The following is a 25,211-nucleotide window of genomic DNA, read 5'->3' as shown; positions in this document are numbered from 1 at the left end:
ATCACCGGACCTCGAAGTCGAGGTGGGACTTCGAAGGCTGCGGGCCGCGGCTGCCCTGGTACTTGCCGTCGTACAGGACCCGCTCTCCGGTCGTCTCCCAGAAGGTGACCTGGCCGATCAGCATGCCCGGATAGATGCGCACCGGCTGCACGGCGTGCAGTTGCAGAGTGAGCTGGCCGAAGGAGCCGAGGTCGATCAGGTCGGCGGTGACGTGGACGAACAAGCCCAGGCGGGCGATGGAGGAACGGGCCCGGATGACGGGCACGACGAGGTCACTGCCGATCCGCTCCTGTGTGGCGGCCAGGTAGATACGGTGCGGCTGGAGTTCGAACCCGTCCGGGGGGATGGGGTGCTGCTCGAAGGGGTTGTCGCGGGCGCAGTCCAGCACGTGGCTGGTGTACGAGCCGACGGTCTCGCCGAGGTGGAAGTCGTAGGAATTGGGCTGTGCGTGGCTCGCGTCGAACGGCTCGATGCGAATGCGGCCGTCCCTGACGCGGGACGTGATCTCGGGGCCGGTGAGAATCATGCGGTCACCTCCTGAAGGAGCGGGGCGGGGGCCGCGCCGTGGCCGGCGGCCGCGCGCGGGGACCAGGCGGCGGGGACGCTGAGGGTGCCGTAGTGCCCGTTGTAGGGGGAGCGGCTGCCGGCCGGACGCCAGAAGGAAACCTGCCCGACGCGCATGCCCGGATAGATCCGCAGGGGCTGGACCACGGTGACCTCCAGCGTCCAGCGGTGCACGGCGCCGAGCTGGCCGAGGTCGGCGGAGATCTGCAGGAAGCAGCCGAGCCGTCCGAGGGAGGAGCGGCCGATCAGGCTTGTGACGAAGGCCGCGCTGCCGATCGTCTCGACGGTCGTGCCCAGGTAGACGGTGCCCGGCTGGAGCACGAAGCCGTCGGCGCTCAGGTCGATGGTGCGCGTCCGGGCGGGCACGGTGGGGTCGGCTGGCCGACTGACGAGCTCCTCGAGCTGGTCGCCGAGCCGGTAGTTGTAGCTGTTGGGGTTGAGCAGGTCCGGCTCGAACGGGTCGATGGTGATCGTCCCCTTGGCGACGGCCTCGCGGATCGCGGGTCCGGTCAGGATCATCGTGCTCCTCCGGTCGGCTCGGGGCGGTGACCATAGGCCTGCTTCAGCAGTCGGCGCTGGCCGGGCGGCAGTTCGCTCTGGCCCGGACCCATGGGCATGCGGCCGTGGGCGTAGCGCCACTGGTCGAAGAGGAGGAGCTGGCCGGGCTGCAGCCGCACGGTGGTGCGCCGCTCCTCGACGGCGGCCACGAGGCGACCGAACGCGGCAGCGACCTGCTCGGGGGCGCCTCCGTCCACCAGCTCGCCGCGCTGGAGGTGGGGGAGCATCTTGGAGGTGAACCGGATCGGTTCCCGGCCGTCAAGGCGCTCGGGCAGGACGGCGAAGCGGGCCATCCCCGCACCGACGCCGTGCACTCCGTGGTCGGTGAAGTAGGAGAAGACCGGCTGCCGCAGCAGCTCGCGATCCGCATGGTCGAGGTCCCCGGTGGCGGTGTGGAGGTCGGACAGGGCGGAGGCGCCGCCGCCCGCCGGGTCCGCGCGCACGCAGTACAGAGCGATCAGGCGCGGGGCGCGGTCGCGGTCGACGAGGTCGACGTGCAGCCGGTTCTCGCCCACGCCGTGGGTGCGTCCGGGGTCCACGTCATCGCGGACCGTCAGCTCGTCCCAGCAGCCTCGGTCCGGGTAGAGGGCCAGGACCGTGCCGAGCGTGGACAGCAGGCTCAGCGCGAGGTCCAGGTTGGGGCCGTGCTCCTGGGATTCGAAGGTGACGAGCGCCCGGCCCTCACCGGAGCCGTCGAAGGCGTGCGCGAGGGCGTCCGGCGCGGTCGGGCCGAAGGTCAGCTCGCGGGCGTCCAGATGCAGCAGGTCGGTCATGACGTCTCCAGACGAGCGGTGAGGACGCCGTGCAGCGTGCACGGCTGGACAGGAGGCCGGGCGGGCAGTCCCAGTCGTCCGGCGAGGTAGGCGGTGGTGGCGATGCGCCCCGGTGCGTCGCTTGCCGGGGCGGGAGCGAGGGTGAGGTCCTCGCCCAGTTCGCGGGCCCGGTCGGCCAGGGCACGCGGTGGGTGGGTGCCGTCGAGCACCACGAGGTCGCTGTCGAACGGCGCGCAGGCCCACAGCGCCGCGCGGGTCACCTCGGCCGGCAGTCCTCCGCGCAGCGTGTAGGTGTTGAGGATGAAGGCGTCGGCGCCCGTCGCACGCAGCGCGCGGGCCGCCAGAAGACGGGCGACGTCCTGGCGGCCGGGCAGGGCGGCCGCGAGATGGCCCACCGAGTGCTTCCCCCACGCTGTGAACGCCTCGAAATCCGCGTCCAGGTCGGAGGCCACATGTTCGGGGCCGCTGCCGTAGGGGCCGTCGTGGCGGACGCTAAGGGGACCGTCGACACCGAGGTTGAGGCGGAGCAGCCCGGCGCCCTGCGCGGCTGGCTTGGCCACGTGCCGGATGCCCTGCGTCCAATGCGTCCACGGCGAGTGGCAGTGCGAGGAGATCACCGTGGTCAGCGGCCACTCGGCCTCCTGGTCGGCGACATCGGCGAGGAAACCGCTGTGGCTCACTCCCACCACGACGTCAGCACCCGCCAAGCGCAGCACGTCGGCCTCGACGGCGATCAGCGCGGCCGTCGGGGGCCGGTAGGTGAAGCCCGCGCGCTCAGCCGCGGGAATCGCCCCGTACGCCTGCTCCCCCAGGTAACCGACGATCCCGACGCGAAGCGACGCTCCGTGCAGCACCAGCCCGCTCGTCCATCGGCCGGCGAAAGCGGGCGGGGGCGAGACGTTGGCGCAGACGACCGGCGGGAACGCCTCGGGACGGCGCAGCCGCATCAGGTCGGGAAGGTCGTGGTTGCCGGGGATCACCGCGTCGTACAGCTCAGCCAGGAGCTTCTCCTCGACGCGGCCGCCGGAGTAGGTGTGAAAGGCGCTGCCGGAGAAGAAGTCACCGGCGTCGACGGCCAGGGCTCCGGCCTTCCGCGCGGAGCGCAGCGCCGACAGGGCACGGTGGCCGCCGGGTAGCGCGGAGTGGAAGCAGCCCGTGGCGATCAGCTCCTGCACGTCGACCTCCGGCCGATTGCGAGGACTCGCAGCACGGTGGGCGCCGGCGGCCAGAAGGAGGACCTGGCGATGCCGTCGACCTCCACCACGGCCAAGTCCGTGCTCCGGGAGAGCAGTTCGGCGCTGGCGCTGGGTGCGACCACGAGCCCGTACTCCAAGCGGGGACAGGTGAACACGTGGCAGATCAGGTCGGCGGCCAGACGGGGGTCGAACGGCATGATGGACACCAGCGCGCTGCCGGGATCCAGGCCGCTGTCCAGGTCGACGCGGCGTACGTCGTCGAAGGTGACGCGGGCCCTGTCCCCGAACGGGGCAAGGCGCTCTGTCAGGTGGTCTCGCAGACGCTCGTCCTTCTCCACCGCCCAGATGCGGTGTCCGGCGGTCGCGATCGCGGACGAGAGCGTGCCCAGTCCCGCTCCGACCTCGAGCACGGGTGCTCCGGCCGGGATACCGGCCCGCTCCAGGAGGGCGTAAGCGGCGTCCGGGGTTCGCAGGAAGTGCTGCCCGAGATCTCCACGGGTCTGGAAACCGAGAGCGGCGTAACGGTCGGCCACGCCGCCGACGACTTCGTCAACCGTCAAGGGTTGCTTGATCACTGAGGAAGTCCTTTCGCAAGGCACCTGCTCGGCGTCGAGGGACGCAGCCGGGTGCGCACAGGGGCACCGTGCAGACGGTGCCGGGGTGATGCGTCACAGCGCCTGAGAGGTCGCCGGGGTGATCGAGTGTCGGTCAACTGTGCGTCCTGCCACAGGGTTTGACGGGGGTCCCCCGGGGGTCCCGCCGCATCCGGCAGTACGCTCAGGCCGTGCCTGCCTGATTGGATTTCGTCGTGGACGAGGAAGAGCGCACACCCCACCCGCTTGCCGCCCTGCGCCTCGCGCTCGGCTTGGACCGCGTGGAGTTCGCCGAGGCCGTGCACGACGCTGCCCGTCGTCGCGGGCTTCGCTCCGGCGTCGACAAGCACCGGGTGCGGAAGTGGGAGGTCAACGGGGTGCGGCCCGACGCCGTCTCCCAGACCTACATCGCGGAGGTCTTGGGCATCCCGGCCGGTGACGTCGACCATGCCGCCTGGCCTGCCTGGCTTCCTCGCGTCGACCGAGGTGTCGTGCCGCTCGGCCACGCCAACTCCGTGCCCGCACTGCGAGAGGCCCTGCACACTATGGACCGTCGAACCCTGCTCAGCGTCATCCCCGGATCCGCGCTCGTCGTCCTGGCTGGAAGCTGGGCCGGAACCGAACCCACGGCTCTCGCCGCCGGTCCCCCGCGCCCCGGCGCCGCGGTCGGCGAGGACGTCGTGGCCCTGCTGGAGGAGACCAGCGGCCGCCTGAACGCTATGGCCACCGAGCAGCGCCAGCACATCGCTCCCCTCTACGACGCGCACCTTGCTCGCGTGACCGACCTGATCGACGAGCAGCGCTACTCCCGCCCCGTGGGAGTGCGCCTGCACCAGCTCGCCGCCAGCCTCTCCCAGACGGTCGCCTGGATCCGCTTCGACCATGGCCAGCACGGCGCCGCCAGCCGGTACTGGATTGCCGGCCTGCACAACGCCCACGCCGGGGACGACCGGGACATGGGCGCGGCCCTTCTCAGTGACCTCGCCTACCAGGCTTCTTGGCGGGACGATCCCACCACCGCCGCGGGCATCCTCACCAAGGCCCTCCGCCGCACCACCCACCCTGCGGCCAGCTCCCTGCTGCACCTGCGGCTGGCACGCGCTCAAGCGGCGCTCGGCGAACGCCGCGCCACCCTGAACTCTCTGAATACGGCAGAACGCCTGCTCGGTGCCGGGGACGCGGGCGGTAGCCCGGCTTGGTGCTCGTGGATGTCGCCCGCCGACCTCGCCGTCGACTCGGGGCGCTGTCTGCTCGACCTTGGCGATACGACGCAGGCACACCGCCTCATCGCCGAAGGCCAGGCCCTCCTGCCAGCCAGCCGGGACAAGACCCGCGGTATCTTCCTCGCGTACCGGGCTCAGGGGCACCTCAGCCGTCGCGAACCCGAAGCCGCAGCTGCCGACGCTCTCGAAGCGTTCCACCTGGCCGAACGGATCGGAGCTCCGCGGTGCGTTCAGCTCGTCCGCGATCTGGCTCCCGCCTTCACTCCTTACCGGACGGCGGAAGGCGTACCTGAACTGCTGCACGCCGTCGCATAACTCGGGCAGGAATGACACGTGGATGCCGCCGCTGCCGTACCTTCGGCGTCCGGCTTCCAGTCCACTGGTGACCGATTTGTAGTGCCGCTGCGCGCCCATGATGCTTGACCGACTGCTGGTGTCGGATGCCGTTGTCACAGAGGGTGCTCCGGGAGTCAGAGGGGAAACGCACGGCGGCCGCTGGCCAGCCGTGCAGCGGTCGGGTATCAGGACAGGCGAGCGCGGACGCGTGCGGCGTCCGTGGCGCTCAGCGGCTCGTACGCCGCCAGTGCACGGGCGAAGAGCTCTCGGGCCTCTTCCTCGTCGCCTGCCGCTGCGACGCTCTCGCCCAGGAGTTCCAGACTTCGGGCCATCCACTGGCGGGATCCCGTCTGCTCGAACTCCTGCTGCGCCGTCGAACCCGCCGGTCGGGCTTCGTCGTGGCGCCCGGCAGCCGAGTACGCCCGGCCGAGCCAGGCCAGGGCCCGGGCCGCGTCGTGCGGGTCCGCGACCTCGATGAGCGCGGCACGGGCGGCGGCGAGGACCTCGATGGCCGCGGCGGCATCGCCGCGGCCCAGATGGACCTGCCCGAGGAGGATGTCGGTGAGGGCGACTCCGCGGCGGTCCTCCCGGCTCTCGCGCAGGGTCCGGGCCTGCTCCAGGTGCCCCACAGCCTCCTCGGGGCGACCGGCCTCGTACGCGGTGGCGCCGAGCTCGTGGAGCGCCTGCGCCTCGCCCCGGACGTCCTGGCGCTCGCGGGCGCCGGCCAGGACGTCGGCGAAGATCCGGGCCGCCTCGTCGAAGCTGCGGGCTCCGCGCAGGCCGATGCCAAGGGTGTTGGCCATCTCCTGCACGGCGAGATCGCTGTTGTAGAGGCGGGCGGCTTCCAGGCCCAGGCGGTGGGCGTCGATCCAGGCGTCGTACATCCTGGCGGCCCGCCACCAGGGCCACATGGCGTGGACGAGCTGCCACACCAGTCCGTACGAGCCGGCCGCGTGCGCGCTGCGGATCACGGTCAGGAGGTTGGCGGACTGCGCGTCGAGCCAGGACAGGGCCGCCGCGCGGTCCGGGAATTCGACCGGGTGCTCGGCGGGGTAGACATAGGTCCGGTCGAGCCGGCGGTGGCTGGGCGTCAGCAGCCGCTCGGCAGCAGTGGCCGCGGCCAGGTACCAGTCGGCCGCCCGCCGACGGGCCTCGGTCTCCGCTCCGTCCAGCTTCTCCAGCGCGGCGTGGTCTCGGGCGTGCGCGAGAGCGGCACTGGAGTAGCGCCAGACAGGGCCGCGCACGGGATGGTCGCTGTCCCGGACCAGGAGGCCGCCGATGGTGATCTCCTGGAGGAGGTCGGCCGCTTCGGCGGGAGTGAGCAGCGCGACGGCCGCCGCGAGGGAGCCGTCGACGCTCTCCACCGGCAGTTGAGCGAGCTTGCGGTACAGGCGGGCGGCGGGGCGGGAGAGGTCCGCGTACGCGGCGTCGAGAGCAGAGGTCACGATCGCTCCGGGAAGGTCGGGGGCGGGGCTCGTGCTCGCCGCCCAGCGGCGGCGCTCGCTCAGGGCGCGGACAGCGGCGCGGAGTGGCCGGTCCGGGTGCCGGGCGAGCTGGGTGATGCTGAGGGCGAGCGCGAGAGGCAGGCCGGCGGTGAGCCCGATCAGTTCGGTGACGGCCTCCGTCTCGCGCTGAACGCGGTCAGGTCCGAGGCAGCGCGCCAGGTAGGAGCGGGCGGCAACGTGGTCGAGGGGGCTCAGCGCGAGAGTTGCCGCGCCGTGGCGGGCGAGCTCCGGCAGCGGGATGCGGCTGGTCGCGACAACGAGGTGCCCGCTGCCGCCCGGCAGCAGACGGTGGATCTGGGCGGCATCGGAGACCCCGTCCAGGAGCAGGCACATCGGGGGACGGGCGGCCGTCGCGGACCGCCACCAAGCCGCGAGTTCCTCAACTCCGGCGGGCAGCGGGCCCGGCAGGATGGAGCGCAGCATCCGGCCGAGGACCTCCCCAGGGCGGGCGGGACCGTCCGGGTTCTGTCCCCGCAGATCGACGTGGAGCTGGCCGCCCGGGTAACGGCCGGACAGGCCGTGGAGGATTCGCTCGGCCAGCGCGGTCTTGCCGATGCCGGCGGGGCCGGTCAGCACGGCGATGGGCACGGCGTACTCGGGCTGGGTCTCGATCCACCGGGTGAGCTGGTCCTGCTCCCGCTCGCGGTCGGTCCAGGCGGGCGCCACTGGCCGCAACTGCCGGGGCACCGGCGGTTCGTGGCGCGGCTGGTGGAAGTGGACGGCGCCGACCGTGCCCGCCTGCACGCTGGTGTGCACAGCCGCGTTGCCGACGGTGTTGGTCACCACCGCGGGCGGGAGCGGAGTCCCGGGGGCCTGCTCGGTCATCGCCAGATACCTCGTCGTCGTGTCCGGTCGGTCAGATCTGGGTTTCGCCGCGTACGAGCCACAGCCCGGCGCGACGATCGGCGTACCAGGTCAGCTGGTCCGCGTAGAGCCGGTCGGCCGCTGTGATCGCGGTCCGGCTGACCGCGACCACGCCGCGCACCGCGCAGTCGGGGTCGGCCACCATCCGCAGGGCGCGGGCGTAACCGCGCCGCAGGAGGGGGTCGTCGCCGCCGGTGCGGATGTCGACTTCGTCGAGGGTGTCTACGATCGGCGGGCCGGCCACGGTCAGGTGCTGGGTCTGGGCGTAACCCCGGGCGGCGGCCAGGTCGCCGTTGGCTTCCCGGTGGGGTCCGGTCAGGGCGTAGAGCAGCACGTGCAGCGGGCCCGGGGCGGCGAGGGCCGCCTGATTCATCGTGAGGCGCCGTGTCTCCAGCGAGGCGAGAGCCGGTGCGGGCAGCGGCCTAGCCTGCTCGGGCCGCTGACCGTAGGGGCGCGGCGGGAGCGCACGGCTCGGAGCCACGACGGCGAGGTCGGGTACGCGGGCCGAGAGGGTGGAGGCATTCATCGCGAGCCTCCGTTCCCAGGCTCCGGCCGGGTGACGGGGACGGTGCAGTTGATCAGCCCCGCGAGACCGTCCCGCTGCTGAGCGTTCAGCCTCAGGCGCGACACGCGGTGGCCGTCCCGGTTGATCCCGGTGCCGGTGACCAGCCAGCCGAGGGACCGGAGGTAGCGGAGCAGGGCGTCCGCAGCATGGTCACCGCCCGCCGGGGACGGTGCCTCGGCGTGCACCCTCGTCGCACCGGTCCGTGCGGCGAAGTCGCCGGCCCAGACCGTGATCAGCCAGCCGCACTGGTCATCGAGGTCTGGGGCCGTGTAAACGAGGGAGATCCCGAGGCTGGGTTCCTGCGTGTCCGTGTCGCCGGGGCGTGGCTCGGGCTGGCGGTGAAGGAGCAGACAGCCGATGAGGATCTCCTCGCCGGCGGCGTTGTGCTCGTAGAGGCCGACAGCTTCTGCCCAGGCGTCCCGGTACGCGGCGACGTGGTGGTGGGGCACGGTGATGCCGCGCTCGGCGAGCCAGCGGGCACGGCTCTCGACGAGGGCGGCGGCCGCCGTGCGGTCGGCGTCACTGCTCAGCGGTCGCATCTCGTACGGAGCGCCGGCCGGTCGGCTGGCCGACGGCTCCTCGCCCTGGTGTGCGCTCGCGGGTCGGGCGGTGGAGTGGGTGGTGTTCACCGTGCCGCTCCTTCGGAAGCGGCGGGTAGGTCCGTGGTGTCCTGTCCGCCCTCGCCGAGGAGGCCCAGGGCGTGTCCCCAGCCGACGAGTTGCGTGGCGTCGCTGGCGCCCGCCGCGCGTACGAGGTCCTCCGTGAAGGGCTTGACGTCAGCGAGGGGGATCTTCGCGGCGCGGGCGATGTCGGCCGGTGCGGAGTGCTCGGCGATGGCCTTCAGCAGCCGCTGCTGGTTCTCGTCCGCCGTGAAGGACGGCTGCAGCGGGGAGAGCGACGGTACGGCGACCTGCCGGTGCATCAGGAGGGCGTGAGCGAGGACCGGGCGGGAGGAACGGGGCGGGCAGTGGAGGTTCTGGCGCATGCTGCGGACGTGGGAGCTCACCGTGCCGCGGGACAGCTGTTCTTCGCTGGCGATCTCGCTGTTGGTCAGGCCCTGAATCAGGTGTTCGGCGATCCGTCTCTGGGCGGGGGTGACGGGCGTGATGGGGGCTGTGGTGGTCATCTGGGGGTCCTGGTCGGTTGTGGGTAGTCAGGCGGCGGGGGCGCCGAGGCGGACGGGGAGCTCCTGGTGGCCGTTGGAGATGAAGCTGGCCAGGGGCCGGAGCTGATCAGGGGTGACGGCCAGATGAAGGCGGGGGAATCGGGTGAAGAGCGCTTCGAGGGCTATTCGGGCCTCGATGCGCGCGAGTTCGGCGCCGAGGCACAGGTGGGTGGCGTGGCCGAAGGCGAGGTGGTCGCGGGCGCTGTGGCGGGTGATGTCGAACTGGTCGGCGTTGGGGCCGTGGAGTTCGGTGTCGCGGCCGGCGGCGGCGTAGTTGATGGCGAGGGCGTCGCCCTGGGTGAAGGTGATGCCGGTGGCGTCGTCCGTCACCTCGCGTGCGGCGAAGCGCAGGATGATCGTCGCGATCGGGGCCTGGTGGCGGAGGGTCTCTTCGACGACGGGTTCCCAGCCCGTCTGGCCGGAGGTTGCCCGAGTGAGCTGGTCGGGGTGGGTCAGGAGGTTGGTGATGGCGTGGTCGAGAAGGTCGACGGTGGTCTCGTGTCCGGCGCCGATGAGCAGGACGAGGCTGTCGGCGAGTTCCTGTTCGCTGAGCTGGCCACTGTGGTGGGCGGCGATGAGGCCGGAGGTGACGTCGTCTCCGGGCTGTTCGCGTTTGCGGGCCACCAGGGCGGCGATGAGTTCGTAGACCCGTACCGGGGTGGCCTCGGCCTCCTCGGGAGTGAGGTCGGTGGAGAACAGGGCGCCGACCGCGTCGCGGAAGTCGTCGTGGAGGTCCTCGGGAACGCCGAGGATCGCGTTGACGACGAGGAGCGGCAGGCGCCAGGCGAAGCGGGCGCGCAGGTCGACGGTCTCCTCGGGGCCGGCGTGCTGGAGGTCGTCGAGGAGGGTGTGGGTGATCGCCTCGATCTGCGGGGCCAGTGCGCGGACCCGGCGGGTGCTGAACGCGGCGGCCAGCGGGCGGCGCAGGCGCTGGTGCTCGTCGCCGTAGGCGGACAGGGCGTTGCGGACGTCGACCCAGATCCGCAGCGGCCAGTCGGCGGGGATCGTGCCGTTGACGTAGGCGGGCCAGTGCTGGTGGGCGTCCTTGGAGATGTCAGGGTGCGTGAGCAGGCGGCGTATGAGGCCGGGGTCGGTGACGGACCAGGTGGGGATGGTGTCGGGCAGGCCCGGCAGGACGACCCGGGTGGCCGGGCCGCGGGTGCGCAGGGCGGTGGCCTCGCCGTGGATGTCGGAGCCGGTGGCGTCGATGCGGTAGGGGCATCCGGCGGTGGGGGCCTGGGTGCTGTGGGTACTGGAAGTCATGGTCATCGCCTTCTGGTCGTGGGCAGGTGGGTGTCGGGCTGGAAGCGGACGGGCAGTGCGGTGAGTCCGGCGTGGAAGGTCGCGGGCCGGGCGGTGAGCTCGCCCGGGTCCACGGCGAGAGTGAGGCCCCCGAGGCGGTCGACGGCGCATTCGAGGGCGGTCTCGGCGATGATCCGCGCCAGGTCGGGGGCAGGGCACATGTGGACGCCGGCCGAGTACGCGAGGTGACCGCGGTTGCCCGAGCGGGCGCCCGCCGCGAACGGAAGGGCGGGATCGGCGTTGGCCGCGGCGAAGGACACCAGGATCGGGAAGCCTTCCTGGAGGTGGACGCCTTCGTAGCTCTGCTCGCCGATGGCGTACAGGGGGCTGTAGTTGGAGACGGGCGGGGTGTCCCAGAGGACTTCGTCGAGGGCGTCGGCGAGCGGCTTGACACCGGTATGGACGGTGCCCGCGAACCGGTGGTCGGTGATGATCCGCCGCAGCGAGTTCATGATCAGGTTGCTGGAGGGGGTGGATCCGGCGCCGATGACCAGAAGGATCGTCTGGACCATCTCGGCGTCGCTCAGGCCCGCCGCGATCAGGTACGTGGTGACGTCCCGGCCGGGCTGGGCCCGCTTGAGGCGGGTCAGTTCCAGGCAGGCCGCCTCGAGTTCGGCGTTGGCCTGCACGCCGTCGGCGTCCGCGTCGAACAGGCGGGTCACCGCGATGACGATGCGGCGGCCGAGGGCGGGCGGGCACCCGAACATTTCGATCATGGTGAGCATCGGCAGCGGATCGGCGTACTGGGCGACCAGGTCGGCGTGCCCGTCGGCAGCGAAGGCGCTGAGGAGCTGGTCCGCGATCTGGCGGACGGTGGCGGCGAGGGCGTGGGTGTCGACGCGGGCGAGGCTGGAGGTGATCGCCCGGCGCAGCCGGGCGTGCTCCGGCCCGTCCTTCCACAGGGCGTTGTCGCGCGGCTGCATCATCATCAGCGCCGGGCTGTCGGCCGGGACCTGCCCGCGCCGCAGGGCCTCCCAGCGCTGCGGGTCCTTGCCGAAGCGGGACGGGGTGTTCTGCAGGAGGTAGAGGGCCGCCCGGTAGGTGACGGTCAGGTATCCGTACACGCCGGGGGAGATCTCCACCGGCATGATCGGCGCCACGTCACGCAGTCGCTGGTAGGTGGCGTCCGGGTTGGCGTTGAACGCCGGCCCGTAGATCGGCAGCGGCCCGGTGGGCGGTGGTGCGGGGGTGTGGGCCGGGCACTGGCCGGTGCCGGATGTCGGGTGTGTGGTCATCGGGAGGGCTCCGGCGTGAGGGTCAGCAGGTGGTCGGCGAGGGCGATCAGGGCGTCGCGGGCGCTGGGTCGCTCGCGGGCGTCGCACCGCACCAGCGGGGTGTCGGGGGGAAGGTCCATGACGTCGCGCAGCCGCTGGTCGGTGACGGCGGGGGCTTCGTCGAAGGTGTTGATGGCGACGGCGTAGGGCAGCCGGAGGTCCTCGACCAGCTGGAGGATGGGGTAGGTGTCGGCCAGGCGGCGGGTGTCGACCAGGACGAGCGCGCCGAGGGCGCCGATGGCCAGGTCCTGGAGGATCGGGAAAAACCGTGCCTGGCCGGGGGCCCCGAACAGGTAGAGGACCAGGTCGTCGGAGAGCGAGTGCCGCCCGAAGTCCATGGCCACGGTCGTGGTGGTCTTGTCCGGCAGTGCGACGTGGTCGACTCCCGTGCCCGCGCGCGTCATCACCTCCTCGGTGCTGACGGGGGCGATCTGCGACAGGGCGTGGACGTAGGTGGTCTTCCCGGCGCCCAGGTGCCCGCAGACGAGCACCTTCACGGTGCGCTCGTCCCCGCGCAGTCTCGGCGGCGCGGTCTCAGATTCGGCGAAGGCCGGCAAGGACTTCCTCCAGCAGTGCTCGGTCAAGGGTGGTGGTGTCGGTCATGCGCCGCTGGGTGGTGATGTGTCCCATCTCCATGAGGTCGGCCAGCAGGACGCGGGTCACGCTCACCGGCAGGCGCAGGAGCGCGCCGAGTTCGGCGACGGCCTGTGCCCCGCCGGTCAGCACCCGCAGGATCGAGAGGTGCTCGGGGTTGAGGTGGGCACGGCTGAGGTGGCCGGCGGAAGCCGAGAGGCTGATGAGGGTGATGTGGTCGAAGTGGTTACGGCTGGGTTCGGACCGGCCGCCCGTCACCACGTAGGTCCGCACCAGCCGGTCGTCGCCTGCCTGCCGTGCCCCGCTCATGCCAGATCGGCCAGGTTGTGGCGCGGTGCGACGCGCAGCGCCGGGCCGAGGCTGTCGATGGTCTTGCGCATGCGGTACGAGAACGCCTCGATGTCGACGTCCGAGGTCGCGGAGACGACGAGGTAGGCGCCCTCGGCGGCGGTGAGGATGAACAGGAAGCCGCCCGTGAAGCTGACCATCGTCTGCTCCCACGGGGTCGGCTCGTCCTGGACGAACGCCGCGCCGCGCTGGCTGAGGGACTGCATACCGGAGGCGATCGCGGCCACCGTGTCCGCCAGCTCACGGCTCACCTGGTCGGAGGAGCCGACCGCGAGCCCGTCCGAGGAGAGCACGACCGCGTGGCGGGCGCCGGGGAAGTTCACGAGGTCGTTGAGGATCCAGCTGACGTCGGGGGAGGCGCTCATGAGGTCTGCTCCTGATCGGTAGTCGAGGCGGGGCGGGCGGAGGAGGTGCCGCGCATGAACGCGGCGAGGCCCCGGCCGGCGCCGGGCTGCGGGAGGCTGGTGGCGGGTGCGGCAGTCGAGAGCCGGGCTCCGTGCCGGCCCCGGCGCATCGGCAGGCCGTCTTCTTCGGCCACCGGATAGGGGTGGCCGGCTGGCGACGCGTCGGGCACGTGGCCGGCCGCGGGCTCGGAAGCGGGCGCGTGGGCGGGGGCCGCGGCCAGGAGGGCACGCGGCAGGTGGAGGACCGCGCGGACTCCGCCGTGCACGGACTGCTGCTCCACCGAGACCGTGAAGCCGTACCGTGCGGCGAGCAGGCCGATGGCCTGGAAGCCGAAGCGCGGCGGGGTCCGCAGTTCGGTGATCCGCACCGGGTCCTGTCCGGCCAGCAGGCGGGCCGCGCGCTCACGCTCCTCCGGAGCCATGCCGATCCCGGCGTCCTCGATGACGATGCTGATGCCGTTGTGTGCTTCGAGGTACCAGACGTAGACCTTGGTGCCGGGCTCGCTGTGCCGGGCGGCGTTGTCGAGGAGCTCCGCGGCGGCGAGGACCACCGGCTCGACGACGCGGCCGGCCACGTAGGCGGTGGGTTCCCCGGTGATCTCCACTCGGGGGTAGTCGCGGATCCGGGAGACCCCGCCGCGGATGGTTTCCAGCAGGGGGGTGTCGGCGCGCCGGCGCCCGGGCCACATCCCCGTCAGGATGCCAACGATCTGGGCGCGGCGGGCGAGCTGGCTGCTGGCGTGGTCGATGGGGATCGTGATGGCGAGGGTCTTCTCGTCGCTCTGCAGGTCCTGCAGCGCGGTCACGGCGACCTGCTGCTCGTTGATGAGGGATTGCAGCGAGCGGACCACGGCCTGGACCGCCGCGTTGGCCGCGCCTTCGGCCCGCTCGGAGGCCTCGCCCGCCAGTACGGCGACCTGTTCGAGCACGGCGCGGTAGGCCGCACCCGTCTCGGTGTCGGCGAGCTGCGGGTGCATCAGACCGGCGTCACGGTGGCTGCCGTCCCCACGGCTCAGCGCGGAGATGAGCGCGGGCAGCCGGTGCCCGGCAAGGTGCCGGGCGTCCTCGTCGCGCGCCGACACGCGCTGCTCGCCGTCGCGGACCCGGCTCTCCAGCTGGCGGATGACGCCGAGCCGCTCGGCGGCCCGGCGCCGGTAGTGCACCGCCGCCGCGCCCGCCCCTGCGGCGACTGAACTCGGCACCGCCAGCAGCACGATGCCCTCTATCAGGGTGCTCATCAGATCCTCGCAAGCGTGCGGTCGGTTCGGACAGGTCCGTGGTCCGGGGTGCGGACCGCGTGCTGCGGGAACAGCGCGAAGTACAGCAAGATCGGCGCGGAGAAGACCCGGTGTTCGCCGTTGCCGAGACGGACCCAGCTCAGGTCCTCGCCCGGTCCGGCTGCCCGCGGCGGAACCACCAGGACACCCTCGTCACGGTGCTCGACCGGCTGACTCCACTGCAGGCCCTCCCCGGAGCCGGGCGGGAGGATGAGGACCCATTCGTCGGTGAGCGGCCGTGCCACGGCTGCACCGACCGGGTGGGCGCGGCGCTCACCGAACCGGCCGATGAGCCCCACCGCGGTACGGCGGGGCATCGTCAGCGTGTCGAAGCGCTCCCCGATCGCCACCTCGAAGGGCGCCCGCGCCTTCGCCGCGTGGGGGAAGAGGTCGTCCACGCTGACCTGGGTCCCGGCCCGGACCGCGTACGGGATCGGCGGGGTACTGGACTCGGCGGCTTCGGCTGCGGGGGTACGCACGGCGAGCGCCCTCATCGGTCGGCCCCTACGGCCAGGGCGTGGCCGCCCCGCGCGGCATGCACCGCCAGCGCAGCCAGGATGACCGCCAAGTGCGAAAAGCCCTGCGGGAAGTTGCCGAGTTGCCGCTGCTTTTGCGGGTCCCACTCCTCGGACATCAACCCGACGTCGTTGCTGGTGCTGAGCAGACCGTCGAGGAGGATCTCGGCCTCGTCCACCCGCCCGATCCGGGCCAGCGCCGAGACCAGCCAGCCCGAGCAGATCAAGAACGCGCCCTCGTCACCGGGCAGTCCGTCACGGCCGGGCACCGCGCCGCGGGTGTGGTAGCGCAGCAGGAAGCCGCCCTGGATGGACAGATCCCGCTGAACAGCTTCGACGGTGCCGATGATCCGCTTGTCGGTGGGCGGCAGGAAGCCGACGGCCACCATCTGCAGCAGCGCCGCATCCAGCTCCGTCGACCCGTAGGACTGCGTGAAGGTGCCCCGCTGCTCGTCGTAGCCGAGCAGGCACACCTGGGCGTGGATCTCCTCGCGCAAGGCCCGCCACCGCTCCGCCGGACCGCGGGCGTGACCGGCGTCGATGAGCTTGACCGCACGGTCGTACGCCACCCACGCCATCACCTTGGAGTGCACGAAGTGCCGCCGGTCGCCGCGCACTTCCCAGATCCCCTCATCCGGCTCCGACCACAGATCCTCCAGACAGGCGGCCAGGTCGGTGATCATCGGCCCGACGGCCGGCGCCAGCGACGGGTCACGCAGCTGCGCCTCGTAGAGGGCGCTGATGACCTCGCCGTAGACGTCGACCTGGAGCTGCTTGGCGGCGGCGTTGCCGGTGCGGACCGGGGTGGAGCCTTCGTGACCGGGGAGCCAGTCGAGGATGGTCTCGAGCAGGTCGCGTTCGCCGCCCACCCCGTACATCACCTGGATCAGATCGGGGCGTCCGCCGATCGCGATACGCAGCCAGTCGATCCAGGCCCGCGCCTCGTCGATGAATCCGCAGGCCAGGAACGCCTCGACGATGAAGGCGCTGTCCCGCAGCCAGCAGTAGCGGTAGTCCCAGTTGCGGATTCCGCCGATCTCTTCGGGCAGCGAGGTCGTCGCCGCCGCCACGATCGCGCCGGTCGGCGCGTAGGTGAGGGCCTTGAGCGTGATGAGGCACTGCTCGAACGCGTCCCGGTGCGGTCCGGCGTAAGTGGACTGGCTGATCCACTCCCGCCAGAAGTCGACGGTCTCCTTGAGGAGGCCGGTGGTGTCCGGCAGCGGTGGCGGGGCGTCGGTGTCCGGCGACCACGTCAGGGTGAGCGAGAGGGTCTCGCCCTCGGACACCTCGAACTCCGTCAGCAGGTCGTCGTCGGTGGCCTGGGTGGGGGCGGGGGTGTCGAGCCACAGGCGGCCCGGATCGAGGTCGACGCTCGCCCGGCGGCCCTGGGCACGCACGGCCGGGACGTGGCGGCCGTAGTCGGGGCGGGCGCGAAGCAGGGACCGCATCGTGACCCGCCCGCTGATGCCCCGCACGATCCGGACCACGTGCGGCGCCTGCCCGGCGGTCGGCATGAAGTCGACCAGCTGCACGGTGCCGTCCCGGGTGATCCAGGTGGACTCCAGGACCAGGGTGCCCGGCAGGTACCGGCGCCGGTCCGCCACCGGCGCCGGCCCGTCCGCAGCGGGACCCACGCGCCACAGGCCGTGTTCCTCGCTGCCCAGTAGCCGGGCGAAGACCGCCGGCGCGTCGAACCTCCCGGGGGACAGCATGGTGATGGCGCCGTCCCGGTCGACGTGCGCGCCGGTACGCATGTTCCCGATGAACGCCTGGTCCTCGATCCGCCCCACCGACCGCATCGCGGCCGTACGCGCGGCGGGGAACTGCTCAGGGCGCGGGAAACCCGGGAAGACGCCGCCCGCGGGCAGGGGGCCCGGCATCGGACCGCGCACGTCAGCGGTCAAGGCGGCGGGGGAGTGCTGGGACATGTATCAGGTCCTCGGTGTGTCGCTCGGGCAGGGACGGGTGCGGGCGGGAGGGGTCACCGCGGGGGCGGCTTCGCCGCGTTCCTCGGACCCCGATCCGGGGAGGAGCGCGGACGGGGCCCCGTCTCCCGGGCCGCTACAGCGTGGCCGCGGGCGAGCCGCCGCGCGGTCTGCTCGGCGCCCGGATCGGGGCCGAGCATCCGCAGGCAGTGCAGATGCAGGAGTTCATCCAGCACGCGGTCGGCGTCTACCACGTCGGTGCGGCGCACGAGGATCCCGTAGGCGCCGAGCGCACGGTGGCGCACCGCCCACGGTGAGGCCCCCGGGGTGTCCCCGGTGGGCGTCAGCGCGTCCGCCAGGCGGCCGGCCGCCTGCCCGACGCCGGTCGGCAGCCGCTCGCCGGACAGTTTCGGCTGCGCCATCAGCCAGGCCAGCCCGGCCTCCCGGTCACCGAAGAATCCGTGGACGATGCCGAGAAGGTGGGTCGCTGCGAGGAGATGCCGGTCCGTTCCGGGACGCGGGGGAAGGTGGCGGGCGACGGCCGCGGAGTCGGCCGCCGCGATCTCCTCGGCGGCCTCCAGCAGCGGGCCGTCGCCCCACAATCCGGTGTGCGGCCGGTAGGGCACCAGCGTCATCTCGCGCAGGGCTCCCGCCTCGACGAGGTGCTCGGCCCACGTGCCGAGGTGGCGCACCGCGTCCCCGGCCCCGGCGGCATCGGGTAGGCGCAGGGTCAGTTCCAGATGCGGATCCTGACCGGCGCCGGGCCGGGTCCACCACAGCGGTTGCCCCAGGTCGGCCAGCAGCGCGAGCAGGTGATCGGCGATCAGGTCCTCGCGGCCCTGGGACGGTCCATACAGGTGGGCGTGGAGGTAGCGCGAGGCGCCCGGCAGATGCGCCACATGCTCGCGCGGCTCGTTCAGGGTGCGCAGATCGGGCGCGGGTCGGCGCGGGGCAGCCGACCGCAGGAGGGTGACGACCTCGTTGGCTCGGCCGCTGGACCAGCCGAAGGCGCCCGGGGCCGGGCCTTCGACGAGACGGACGGGGCCCGGCCCGACGCCGGTCACCTGATCCCTGAGGAGCGCGAGGTCGCTGGGCGTGCTGAGGTCCAGGGCGATGCGGACGTCGAAGCGTTCCAGCAGCACCCGATCGGGGACGGGGATGCTGCGCTGGGCCCGCCAGGCGGAAAAACCGGCCTCCCACTCGGCGAAGCCTGCGCGGGGGCCGGGCAGTTCGGCGTGGTTGAGGCTCCACATCGCGGGGCTGAGGACGACCCGTCCGGCCTTGAGCCGCGGCAGCTCGGGCAGACGGTCGGCGGCCCCCCAGTTCATGGGCCGCAGAGTGCCCAGCGGGCCGACCATCCGCACGGCCTGGCCACGCGACAGCTCCTCCAGGAACCGGACGACCGCGGGCGACTGGCACTCGATCTGCAGCGGATGCAACTTCCCCACCTCGATGACCTGCCGCCGCGAGCGGGAGACCAGGTGCAGGACGTGTCCGTCGCACAGCACGGCAAGATCGGACAGCTCGATCCGGTCGGTGCCGGCGGCCGGATCCCGGTGCTCTGCCAGGGAGATGACGGTGGGCGAGATGAGGGGCGTGCGGGTGATGTGCAGGCCGGCCGGGGTCAGTCCCGGGAAGGAGAGCTGTGCGCGCTTCGCTCCCGCGGTGCTGACCGGCCGGTCAGCGAGCGTGTCAAGCAGGCGGCTGCCGGGCTGCTGGGCGAGCAGCGCGGCGAACCTCCCGCCCGTGAAGTAGCCCCATCCCCGCGTGCCGCGTACGGCGAGCGCGAACTTCCCGTCCGACAGGGCGCCGAGCGACGCACTGTGCAGCTCGAACAGCAGCTCCAGGTGCGCGGGCGGGGACATGCGGTCCGGGTCGCCGACGGCGATCCGGCCGGCCAGCTCGTCGTCGAGTACGAGATCGGATCCGGTCAGGGCCGCGTGCTGGGTGGCCGCGAGGAGTTCCGTGTCGCGGGTGGTCAGGGTCTCCGCCCTGGCTCCGACGGTCGGCGTGCCGTGGAAACCATCCGGCAGGCCCAGGCCCGTGGGCGCGGTCAGCTCCAGCAGCGGTACCGCGACGCCGATCCCGTACTCGGCGAGGAAGCGGTCGCGGTACGCACGCCAGTCGGGAGTGCCGTAGGGCTCCGGGCTGATCCGCGCGAGCAGCTGTGCGGCCCGTTCGGCCTCCCATGCCACCTGCCGGGGCAGGACCACCTCGGCGTCCAGCAGGGTGTCGATGGCCACCGGCTGCGCCGTCGAGTAGGGGGCCATCGAGTCACGGAGTTGCTGGCGCAGGGGCGCGCGGTGGGCCGCTGGCGCCGCGTTGTGCGCCCTCATCAGCTGGTGGATGCGGTGCAATTCGGCGGCCAGGTCGGCGGCCTCGGGGATCCGGTCCGCGCGCACGCGCTCCAGCTGGTCGAGTACGTAGCGCAGGGCGTCCGTTTCCGTGGCCGGAGGCTGCAGGCAGGTGATCAGGACCCGGTGGGCGATGAGCCCGTCGAGTAACGCGCGTACGTCTTCGGCCGCACGCCGGGGGGCCTCGGCGCGCACCTTGTCGAGGAGGTCGCCGTACGGAGTCGGTGAGGCGGCGAGGTCGACGAGCACCCGCACTTCCGGCTCCAGCCGAAGGGACGTCTCCAGCACCTCGGTACCGGTGGCATCCGGGCGCCGCGACTGCCAGGGCAGGACGAGCCGATCTCCGCGCCGGGTCAGGATGTCCGACGCGACCAGCCACAGGCGCTCCCGCAGAGCGGGAATCGACTCCAGCGTGCCGATGACCTCGGTGAGCCAGCGCCCGTCCGCGCGGGCCACCGCATGGTGTTCTTCACCCCACCGCGCTGTGGCCCCGGAACCGAAGGCGATCTCGGCGACTCCGGCGAAGAGCCCGAACGGCACTGCCCGGGTCAGCAGACGGGTGCGGTACGCGAGCAACGACAACGCCACGCTGAAGATCTCGTCCGTGCTCGCGGCATCGTTCTTCACGAGCAGGTCCAGGCTGTGGGCCAGGTCGGCGCTGGCGTGCCGCACGGGCTCCTGGACCTCCATGAGGCGCCACATCGCCTGAATCCAGGCGCGTGCGGCGGCGACTCCGGACGCCGACCGGTCGGTCAGGTCGGGGACAGCGGGCAGCGGGCAGGTGTCGGGGTGGCAGACGGCCCGCAGCATGGCGGGCTGGGCGCTGAGGTAGCGCAAACGGCGGCCGGCGGTGCTCATGCCTCTCCCTTGCTGGCGAACGTGAACGGCTGGGTGGGGGTTCGGCGGTAGGTCACGCGAGGTCCCGGCCGGTGATGAAGAACTTCTCCAGCGCGTCGGCCGTGCCGGGTACTACGACATTCCGCAGGTCCGTGCGCTCGAGAAGAGACGCTCCGCTTTGGACCAGCTGCGGAACGCGGGGCTCGCGAATCGTGGCGAGCACCCGCTCGGGGCCGTCGTGGCGGGTGTTCCTGTCAGGACTGTTGCTCATGCTCCTCATCCGATTTCGATTCCGGTCCTCTGCGGCGATCGGTCGCCCCCCATCGGGGCCCGAGGACCATCAGGACGGCCATGGCGCCGACGATCACGGCGACCACGGCCCAGCCGGCGCTCGTCATCGCGCGGCCCTCACTGCCGCGGAAGGGAGCTGACGATGATCAGGATGGCCACCGCGACGGCGAACACCATCCCGCGAAGTGCGTTGCGGCTAGGGCGCCGAACTTTCCATCGGCCCGGGCCGAGTGCCCTCCGCTCCTCGCACTGCGGTGGGGAGTTGGCGGCCCGAACGAGGTCCTGAGTCGCCTCCGCCAACTGACGCAGGTAGACCCGCGACGGAACGTAGCCGTCCGGGAGGTCGCCCCCGCTGATCTCCCTTGCGTGGTCCAGCGCGGGCCCGGGGAGGGCAACAGCGCCGAGCTGCATGACGTGCCCGCGGAGACGTTGTACGAGGTCGACGACGTCCTGCTCGCTCTCCGGCAGGGGGGACTCCTCGCCGAGCACCAGGGTGACGGTCTCGGTCACCGCCGCAGCGAGGTTGCGGGAGGGCATCGCCGGACGGACACGCTGCCACCCGGGCTCTGCGTGGGCTCGGGGGAGCGCACCCGGCGGCGGCTCGCCGATCGCGACCTGCCACAGGTGGTGACTCCGTAAGTTCATGGGAACTGCTCTCCAGACGAGAAGACCGCTCGGGCGAATCGTGAGGGGGCTCTGGTGCCGCGCCGTGGCGGGGGAGGCCGGCGCGGCACCGGAACAGGGACGGGTCCCGCGGCTGTCAGGCGGCGCGGAACCGATCTGGACGACGGCCCGGGAGAGAGCTGACCGCCCAGACAGCGGCCCGCAATCCGGTGGCTCCGGGACCGCGGTCGCTGGCGTCACTCCACGGTGACGGAACCGGCGGGACAGCGGTACGCCAAACTGCGGCCACTTGTGGGCCACTTCACCCGCAGCCGGAGCACACAACGCACGTGGATTGGCATGCTTTGTCCGTCGTGGTGGACGTGTCGGAGTGCCTGACGGTCGGCGAAGTGACACAGAAGTGGCCGCGGTTTGGCGTACCGATGCCCGCGGTCTTCCGTCACGGTGGAAGCGGGTCGATTCCGGCCACGCCGCAGGGCGTCTCGATCACGAGGAGACGAGGTTGCCTCCGACTACCGCCGAGCTGGTCCACGACCGGAGCCTCGGAAATCTGTTAGACCACTGCGATGTCGAGCTTGCCGGACTTCCGGCCCCGCAACGCACCGCACGCGTTGCGCTTACCAGCTTCCTGGACGACGTCGACGAGGGACAGGTCGATGACGCCATGCTGATCGCCAGTGAACTCATCGCCAACGCCGTCCAGCACAGCAGCGGCGCGGTCCTCATAAGGATCGAGGTCTACGAGCTCGGCACGGCGCTGGGTGTCGTCGACCTTGGCCGTGACACCGACGTCCTGCCCTCACAACCCCGCAACTCGTCCGTGGAGCCGGACTCCGTGGCTGCAAGCGGACGCGGGTTGTTCATCATCCAGAACCTCGCCGACACCTGGTCGGTCGAGGAAACCGCGAACGGAAAGATCGTCATCGCTGTGCTGACGCGGGAAGGATCTCGCTGATGACCGACTTGGACCTGACGAGTCGTCATCTGGGACAGGGCCTCTTGGCTCACCCCCTGGGCGTCAACCTCGGCGCCGTCGGGCTGCCGGGGAACCTTCCCCGCGAGCGGGATGACGGTCCGTTCCTCGACGGGTTGCGCCGCGCGGTGGAGCTCGGCGCCAACCTCCTGGACACCGCCGACTCCTACGGAGCCGGACGGGCCGAACGACTGGTGGGACGCCTGCTGCGGGAGTATCCGGATCGGACGTTCCTGACCAGCAGCAAGGTCGGGAGGATCCGAGGCTCGGCGCCGCACGCCTACGCCGACCGGCACATCCACCACCAGCTGCAGCAGACACTGGAGAACCTCTACGCCGAGGAGCTGGACCTCTACACCCTGGACTCGTGGGACTTCGGCCCTCAAGACCGCTACCTGGGCACCGCAATCGATCAGATGCACACCCTGCGGGAAGTCGGCGCCATCAAGGCCATCGGAATGCAGGGGCCATACACGCCCGCCGCGGCGACGCCCGCCGAGCGCGCCGCCTGCGCCGAGCGATTCCTCCACCTCTTCCGGCTGATCAGACCGAACGTCCTCTGGACCCGATGCAACGCCCTCACGCCGGTGATCACGCTGGAAGGCGAAGACCTCTTCGCGTTCACGGCACGCCACGGGGTCGGCGTGATCCTCGCGGCGCCGAAAGCCCCGGGTCTTCGGGCCGGTCTCACTCCGTCCGGCGCCGAGACGGTACCCGGCGGGCTGGAGGAGCTGCACACTCGATTCGGTGACGCTCCAGGAACGCTGACCCGCCTCGCGCTGCTGTCCGGGGTCCAGCGCGCCGGCCACTGTGCCACGGTCGTCGGCTTCTCCAGCGAGACTCAGCTCGAAGAGAGCTTCGGGACTCTCTCCGGGCCAGTCCTCACCGCTGGCGAGCTGCGGACGCTCGACGACGCGTACGCCCGGGCCCGCGCGCAGATGCACCCGAAGCCGAAGGAGAGGCTCCCGGCCGGTACCGGCATGTGACGGGAGCGCGACGCCGCGCCGCCGACGTCATCGTGCGATCCATCAAGCAGACGGAGCCCGTGAGGGGCCGACGGAAGGCAGGGGAACCGACCGGATGGTTCGCCAGCGGTAGGCCCGGTCCTGGCGGCGGAGCTCCACGAGATCCACGGCCGTGAAGTGCAGCGGTACCGGCGGGAGAGACCGCAGAGGTGCGACGGCGTCGATGACCGCAGCCGCGGATCGCTCTCGGTTGCTGTAGGCGATGCCCAGATGCGGACGGAACGCCGTCGTCGGAGCGCCGCCGGGGACGCCGGCCTGCTTTCCCACGGCGTGAAGCGCGGCGTGGAGGCGGATCAGCGGCTTCCACGGCGTAAGGCTGTAACGGACAGCGCCCCGTGAGCCGGCCAGAGGGTGAGCGAGGACGTGGAAGGCGGTGACGGGCAGTTCCTGCGTCAGGTCGAGGAGATGCTCCAGCTGCGCGGTCGAAACCTGGTCGGCTGCGCCCACGCGCAGCACGGTCACGTGCAGACCGTCGGCGGGTACGGGGTCCATACCCAGATGCTGCAGTACGTGTTGGCAGTGTTCCGTCCGCTGCAGCAGCTCGCCGGGGTCCGGGAACGTGTGCATCCAGTAGTACGAGCGCTGCTCATCCGACCACCCGGGCCGGTCCCAGTGATTGGTCGTTCGCTCGACCTCCTGGAACGCGCGCCAGTCGTTCTCGACGATCACTTCGGGATCGTCGAGGCTGGCAGGCGGCGCGCTGGGAAACGCGCTGGGATCGGTGTCCAGCTCGGGTGACACGAAACTCCTCGGGGGTCAAGGTGCGAGCGACGGCGAGCCGACGGCGATCAGGCCGACCTGCGGTTGGGCCTGCCAGGTCCGCAGTTCCTCGGCATAGTCCCCCACGTCGGCTTCGTCGTGCCACCGCTCGGCGTTCTGGTAGAGCTCGACGGCCCTCTCCCAGACGGACTTGATCGGCCGGCCTGTACCGGATCTCAGGGCACGACGGCCACGCGCCATGGCGTGCTCGATCTCGGGCGAGCCCTGTTTCAGCAGCGCGGATGCCACATCCAGTCCGACCAGGGCACGGCTCCACTCGGACTGGGAGTGCTCGATCAGCTCTTCGATCTGGTCGGCGTGGGCCAGGACCTCCGCGGTGTCCCCGAGGGAGAGCCGGGTGGTGATGGCGTTGGCGAGGGAGCGTGCCATGGAGTAGGGCTCGAAGCTGATGCACGAGGTCAGGCCGTCAGGGAGTGACGTCTGGCGGTCGGAGAGTTCAAGGGCGTGCCCGATGGCTGTTTCGGCCCCGGCGCGATCGCCGGTGCGTGCGAGCGCCCGGGCGCGGCCGTTGACCAGCAGTCTGATGGCCTGGGGGTGGCTCGGGGCGAGGGCGATGCCGGCAGAAGCGGCGTCATCGGCGTCCGCGTACCGCTTCTGGTAGTACAGGCCGAGTGAGCGGGTGCCGTTCGCCCACATCTCCATCGCCACCTCGCCGACCTCCCGGGCCAAGGTCTCGGCTTCCGAGCAGTAGGCGTCGACCACCTCATAGCGGGCGCCGGCGTTGACGGCCATGTATCCGAGGAGTCCCGAGGCCTGCGATGCGAGCCGGAAGAGCTCCGTCCTCGTACGGGGAGGTTGGTGGCCGGCGAGGATGCCGTGCAGCGTCTCGCGGATGATCCTGGCCTCCCCCGCCAGATGCTGGGGCCCGAGCGTCTCGTAACGGGCCACGATGCTGGCGATCGTGCCCCTCACCATGCCGAGGATGGGGTCGTCGGCGTTGGAGCTGGTCAGCTTGTGCGTCTGGCCCACGATGGTCAGGGGGTCGTCGAATCCGAGGGGATCCGCGGGCACGGCAGGGCTGGCGTTGAGGTGGCCTGAGCTCCAGGAACCGGCATCGATGGGTTCGAAGAGCCGCTCGGGCGACATGTTGAACATGTGCTGAAGGACCAGGGCGGCATCACGGCGGGGGGTGCTCGTGATGGCGCCCTTGCGTCCCATCCAGCGGGCATAGGTGCTGCGGGCGATGTCGGTACGCGCGAGCCGCGGGTTGTTCTCCTTCTCGGCTGCTCGAGTCGCCGCGCTGGCGAAGCGGATACAGAAGACCTCGTAGGAGTCCCAGTGCCGTTCTTGCACCAGGAGAGCGAATCGGGTGGTGGTGTGCACCTGCCTCCCCCCCTTCAGGTGGG

At 71.7% G+C, this 25,211-nt stretch carries 25 protein-coding genes; 3 read left to right on the top strand and 22 right to left on the bottom strand.

Annotated elements, in window-relative coordinates:
* Position 1 precedes the first annotated feature (1 nt).
* From dcd to OG435_RS46060, 5 genes are read right to left on the bottom strand one after another with little or no spacing between them, the layout of a single operon-like run.
* Positions 2-526: a dCTP deaminase gene (gene dcd / locus OG435_RS46080; RefSeq protein WP_266887428.1), complete on the bottom strand. Its 525-nt coding sequence runs from the start codon at positions 524-526 to the stop codon at positions 2-4.
* The gene (locus tag OG435_RS46075) at positions 523-1,083 is read right to left on the bottom strand and encodes a dCTP deaminase (RefSeq protein ID WP_266887426.1); all 561 of its coding nucleotides are present in this window, start codon (positions 1,081-1,083) and stop codon (positions 523-525) included. Before OG435_RS46075 ends, dcd begins: the two co-directional genes overlap by 4 nt.
* Entirely contained in the window at positions 1,080-1,895 is an 816-nt protein-coding gene (locus OG435_RS46070) for a TauD/TfdA family dioxygenase (protein ID WP_266887423.1), read from the bottom strand. Before OG435_RS46070 ends, OG435_RS46075 begins: the two co-directional genes overlap by 4 nt.
* Complete coding sequence (locus OG435_RS46065) at positions 1,892-3,070, bottom strand: phosphodiesterase (RefSeq protein WP_266887421.1); 1,179 nt, start codon at positions 3,068-3,070, stop codon at positions 1,892-1,894. The genes OG435_RS46070 and OG435_RS46065 overlap by 4 nt, the downstream gene beginning before the upstream one ends.
* A complete protein-coding gene (locus OG435_RS46060; RefSeq protein WP_266887419.1) occupies positions 3,058-3,651 on the bottom strand; it encodes an rRNA adenine N-6-methyltransferase family protein in 594 nt (197 codons plus the stop codon). The genes OG435_RS46065 and OG435_RS46060 overlap by 13 nt, the downstream gene beginning before the upstream one ends.
* 248 nt (positions 3,652-3,899) lie before the next feature.
* On the opposite strand from OG435_RS46060, the gene OG435_RS46055 reads away from it, so the two are divergent.
* Positions 3,900-5,222 carry an XRE family transcriptional regulator gene (locus tag OG435_RS46055; protein ID WP_266887417.1) on the top strand — a complete coding sequence of 441 codons (1,323 nt, stop codon included), beginning with the start codon at positions 3,900-3,902 and terminating at the stop codon, positions 5,220-5,222.
* 206 nt (positions 5,223-5,428) lie between these two features.
* Here the strand turns inward: OG435_RS46055 and OG435_RS46050 are convergent, their stop codons facing one another.
* The 15 genes from OG435_RS46050 to OG435_RS45980 form a co-directional block, all read right to left on the bottom strand.
* Positions 5,429-7,573, bottom strand: coding sequence for a tetratricopeptide repeat protein (locus tag OG435_RS46050; protein ID WP_266887415.1), 2,145 nt, complete (start codon positions 7,571-7,573; stop codon positions 5,429-5,431).
* 31 nt (positions 7,574-7,604) lie between these two features.
* Entirely contained in the window at positions 7,605-8,138 is a 534-nt protein-coding gene (locus OG435_RS46045; RefSeq protein ID WP_266887413.1) for a hypothetical protein, read from the bottom strand.
* Entirely contained in the window at positions 8,135-8,806 is a 672-nt protein-coding gene (locus tag OG435_RS46040) for a hypothetical protein (protein WP_266887411.1), read from the bottom strand. The genes OG435_RS46045 and OG435_RS46040 overlap by 4 nt, the downstream gene beginning before the upstream one ends.
* Positions 8,803-9,303 carry a LuxR C-terminal-related transcriptional regulator gene (locus tag OG435_RS46035; protein ID WP_266887409.1) on the bottom strand — a complete coding sequence of 167 codons (501 nt, stop codon included), beginning with the start codon at positions 9,301-9,303 and terminating at the stop codon, positions 8,803-8,805. The genes OG435_RS46040 and OG435_RS46035 overlap by 4 nt, the downstream gene beginning before the upstream one ends.
* 27 nt (positions 9,304-9,330) lie before the next feature.
* On the bottom strand, positions 9,331-10,605 hold the full coding sequence (locus OG435_RS46030; protein ID WP_266887407.1) for a cytochrome P450 family protein: 1,275 nt from the start codon (positions 10,603-10,605) through the stop codon (positions 9,331-9,333).
* A 2-nt stretch (positions 10,606-10,607) separates the two neighbouring features.
* Entirely contained in the window at positions 10,608-11,879 is a 1,272-nt protein-coding gene (locus tag OG435_RS46025; RefSeq protein ID WP_266887405.1) for a cytochrome P450, read from the bottom strand.
* Positions 11,876-12,475 (bottom strand): GTP-binding protein, encoded by a 600-nt coding sequence (locus OG435_RS46020; protein ID WP_266887403.1) that lies wholly within the window; start codon positions 12,473-12,475, stop codon positions 11,876-11,878. The genes OG435_RS46025 and OG435_RS46020 overlap by 4 nt, the downstream gene beginning before the upstream one ends.
* Positions 12,453-12,821, bottom strand: coding sequence for a DUF742 domain-containing protein (locus tag OG435_RS46015; protein ID WP_266887401.1), 369 nt, complete (start codon positions 12,819-12,821; stop codon positions 12,453-12,455). Before OG435_RS46015 ends, OG435_RS46020 begins: the two co-directional genes overlap by 23 nt.
* Positions 12,818-13,225 carry a roadblock/LC7 domain-containing protein gene (locus OG435_RS46010; protein WP_266887399.1) on the bottom strand — a complete coding sequence of 136 codons (408 nt, stop codon included), beginning with the start codon at positions 13,223-13,225 and terminating at the stop codon, positions 12,818-12,820. The genes OG435_RS46015 and OG435_RS46010 overlap by 4 nt, the downstream gene beginning before the upstream one ends.
* Positions 13,222-14,502 (bottom strand): ATP-binding protein, encoded by a 1,281-nt coding sequence (locus OG435_RS46005; RefSeq protein ID WP_266887397.1) that lies wholly within the window; start codon positions 14,500-14,502, stop codon positions 13,222-13,224. Before OG435_RS46005 ends, OG435_RS46010 begins: the two co-directional genes overlap by 4 nt.
* The gene (locus OG435_RS46000) at positions 14,502-15,020 is read right to left on the bottom strand and encodes a hypothetical protein (RefSeq protein WP_266887395.1); all 519 of its coding nucleotides are present in this window, start codon (positions 15,018-15,020) and stop codon (positions 14,502-14,504) included. The genes OG435_RS46005 and OG435_RS46000 overlap by 1 nt, the downstream gene beginning before the upstream one ends.
* Before the next feature lie 11 nt (positions 15,021-15,031).
* Positions 15,032-16,855, bottom strand: a complete 1,824-nt coding sequence (locus OG435_RS45995) for a glycoside hydrolase family 15 protein (protein WP_266887761.1) — start codon at positions 16,853-16,855, stop codon at positions 15,032-15,034.
* Between the two features lie 182 nt (positions 16,856-17,037).
* Entirely contained in the window at positions 17,038-20,193 is a 3,156-nt protein-coding gene (locus tag OG435_RS45990) for a lantibiotic dehydratase (RefSeq protein ID WP_266887393.1), read from the bottom strand.
* Between the two features lie 52 nt (positions 20,194-20,245).
* Positions 20,246-20,443 carry a hypothetical protein gene (locus tag OG435_RS45985; protein WP_266887391.1) on the bottom strand — a complete coding sequence of 66 codons (198 nt, stop codon included), beginning with the start codon at positions 20,441-20,443 and terminating at the stop codon, positions 20,246-20,248.
* Between the two features lie 137 nt (positions 20,444-20,580).
* A complete protein-coding gene (locus tag OG435_RS45980) occupies positions 20,581-21,108 on the bottom strand; it encodes a DUF6415 family natural product biosynthesis protein (protein WP_266887389.1) in 528 nt (175 codons plus the stop codon).
* A gap of 481 nt (positions 21,109-21,589) precedes the next feature.
* On the opposite strand from OG435_RS45980, the gene OG435_RS45975 reads away from it, so the two are divergent.
* Entirely contained in the window at positions 21,590-22,042 is a 453-nt protein-coding gene (locus OG435_RS45975) for an ATP-binding protein (RefSeq protein ID WP_266887387.1), read from the top strand.
* A complete protein-coding gene (locus OG435_RS45970; protein ID WP_266887385.1) occupies positions 22,042-23,046 on the top strand; it encodes an aldo/keto reductase in 1,005 nt (334 codons plus the stop codon). The genes OG435_RS45975 and OG435_RS45970 overlap by 1 nt, the downstream gene beginning before the upstream one ends.
* A gap of 42 nt (positions 23,047-23,088) precedes the next feature.
* On the opposite strand, the gene OG435_RS45965 is transcribed toward OG435_RS45970, so the two are convergent.
* Both OG435_RS45965 and OG435_RS45960 read right to left on the bottom strand, forming a co-directional pair.
* The gene (locus tag OG435_RS45965; RefSeq protein WP_266887383.1) at positions 23,089-23,826 is read right to left on the bottom strand and encodes a 2'-5' RNA ligase family protein; all 738 of its coding nucleotides are present in this window, start codon (positions 23,824-23,826) and stop codon (positions 23,089-23,091) included.
* A gap of 15 nt (positions 23,827-23,841) precedes the next feature.
* The gene (locus tag OG435_RS45960) at positions 23,842-25,188 is read right to left on the bottom strand and encodes a hypothetical protein (RefSeq protein ID WP_266887381.1); all 1,347 of its coding nucleotides are present in this window, start codon (positions 25,186-25,188) and stop codon (positions 23,842-23,844) included.
* Positions 25,189-25,211: the final 23 nt, after the last annotated feature.

This window comes from Streptomyces sp. NBC_01264 (assembly GCF_026340675.1).
In the GTDB taxonomy this organism is placed as follows: domain Bacteria; phylum Actinomycetota; class Actinomycetes; order Streptomycetales; family Streptomycetaceae; genus Streptomyces.
Note: the sequence above shows the minus strand (reverse complement) of the source record. Positions and strands in the feature narration are given on the sequence as shown.

Excerpts from the sequence above, each read along its gene's own strand:
- OG435_RS45990 (WP_266887393.1), bottom strand. The coding sequence starts at position 20,193 with ATGAGCACCGCCGGCCGCCGTTTGCGCTACCTCAGCGCCCAGCCCGCC.
- OG435_RS45995 (WP_266887761.1), bottom strand. The coding sequence starts at position 16,855 with ATGCGGTCGGTGGGGCGGATCGAGGACCAGGCGTTCATCGGGAACATG.
- OG435_RS46075 (WP_266887426.1), bottom strand. The coding sequence starts at position 1,083 with ATGATCCTGACCGGACCCGCGATCCGCGAGGCCGTCGCCAAGGGGACG.
- OG435_RS45970 (WP_266887385.1), top strand. The coding sequence starts at position 22,042 with ATGACCGACTTGGACCTGACGAGTCGTCATCTGGGACAGGGCCTCTTG.
- OG435_RS45985 (WP_266887391.1), bottom strand. The coding sequence starts at position 20,443 with ATGAGCAACAGTCCTGACAGGAACACCCGCCACGACGGCCCCGAGCGG.
- OG435_RS46015 (WP_266887401.1), bottom strand. The coding sequence starts at position 12,821 with ATGAGCGGGGCACGGCAGGCAGGCGACGACCGGCTGGTGCGGACCTAC.
- OG435_RS46070 (WP_266887423.1), bottom strand. The coding sequence starts at position 1,895 with ATGACCGACCTGCTGCATCTGGACGCCCGCGAGCTGACCTTCGGCCCG.
- OG435_RS46025 (WP_266887405.1), bottom strand. The coding sequence starts at position 11,879 with ATGACCACACACCCGACATCCGGCACCGGCCAGTGCCCGGCCCACACC.
- OG435_RS46005 (WP_266887397.1), bottom strand. The coding sequence starts at position 14,502 with ATGAGCACCCTGATAGAGGGCATCGTGCTGCTGGCGGTGCCGAGTTCA.
- OG435_RS45980 (WP_266887389.1), bottom strand. The coding sequence starts at position 21,108 with ATGAACTTACGGAGTCACCACCTGTGGCAGGTCGCGATCGGCGAGCCG.
- dcd (WP_266887428.1), bottom strand. The coding sequence starts at position 526 with ATGATTCTCACCGGCCCCGAGATCACGTCCCGCGTCAGGGACGGCCGC.
- OG435_RS46045 (WP_266887413.1), bottom strand. The coding sequence starts at position 8,138 with ATGAATGCCTCCACCCTCTCGGCCCGCGTACCCGACCTCGCCGTCGTG.
- OG435_RS46030 (WP_266887407.1), bottom strand. The coding sequence starts at position 10,605 with ATGACTTCCAGTACCCACAGCACCCAGGCCCCCACCGCCGGATGCCCC.
- OG435_RS46035 (WP_266887409.1), bottom strand. The coding sequence starts at position 9,303 with ATGACCACCACAGCCCCCATCACGCCCGTCACCCCCGCCCAGAGACGG.
- OG435_RS46010 (WP_266887399.1), bottom strand. The coding sequence starts at position 13,225 with ATGAGCGCCTCCCCCGACGTCAGCTGGATCCTCAACGACCTCGTGAAC.
- OG435_RS46050 (WP_266887415.1), bottom strand. The coding sequence starts at position 7,573 with ATGACCGAGCAGGCCCCCGGGACTCCGCTCCCGCCCGCGGTGGTGACC.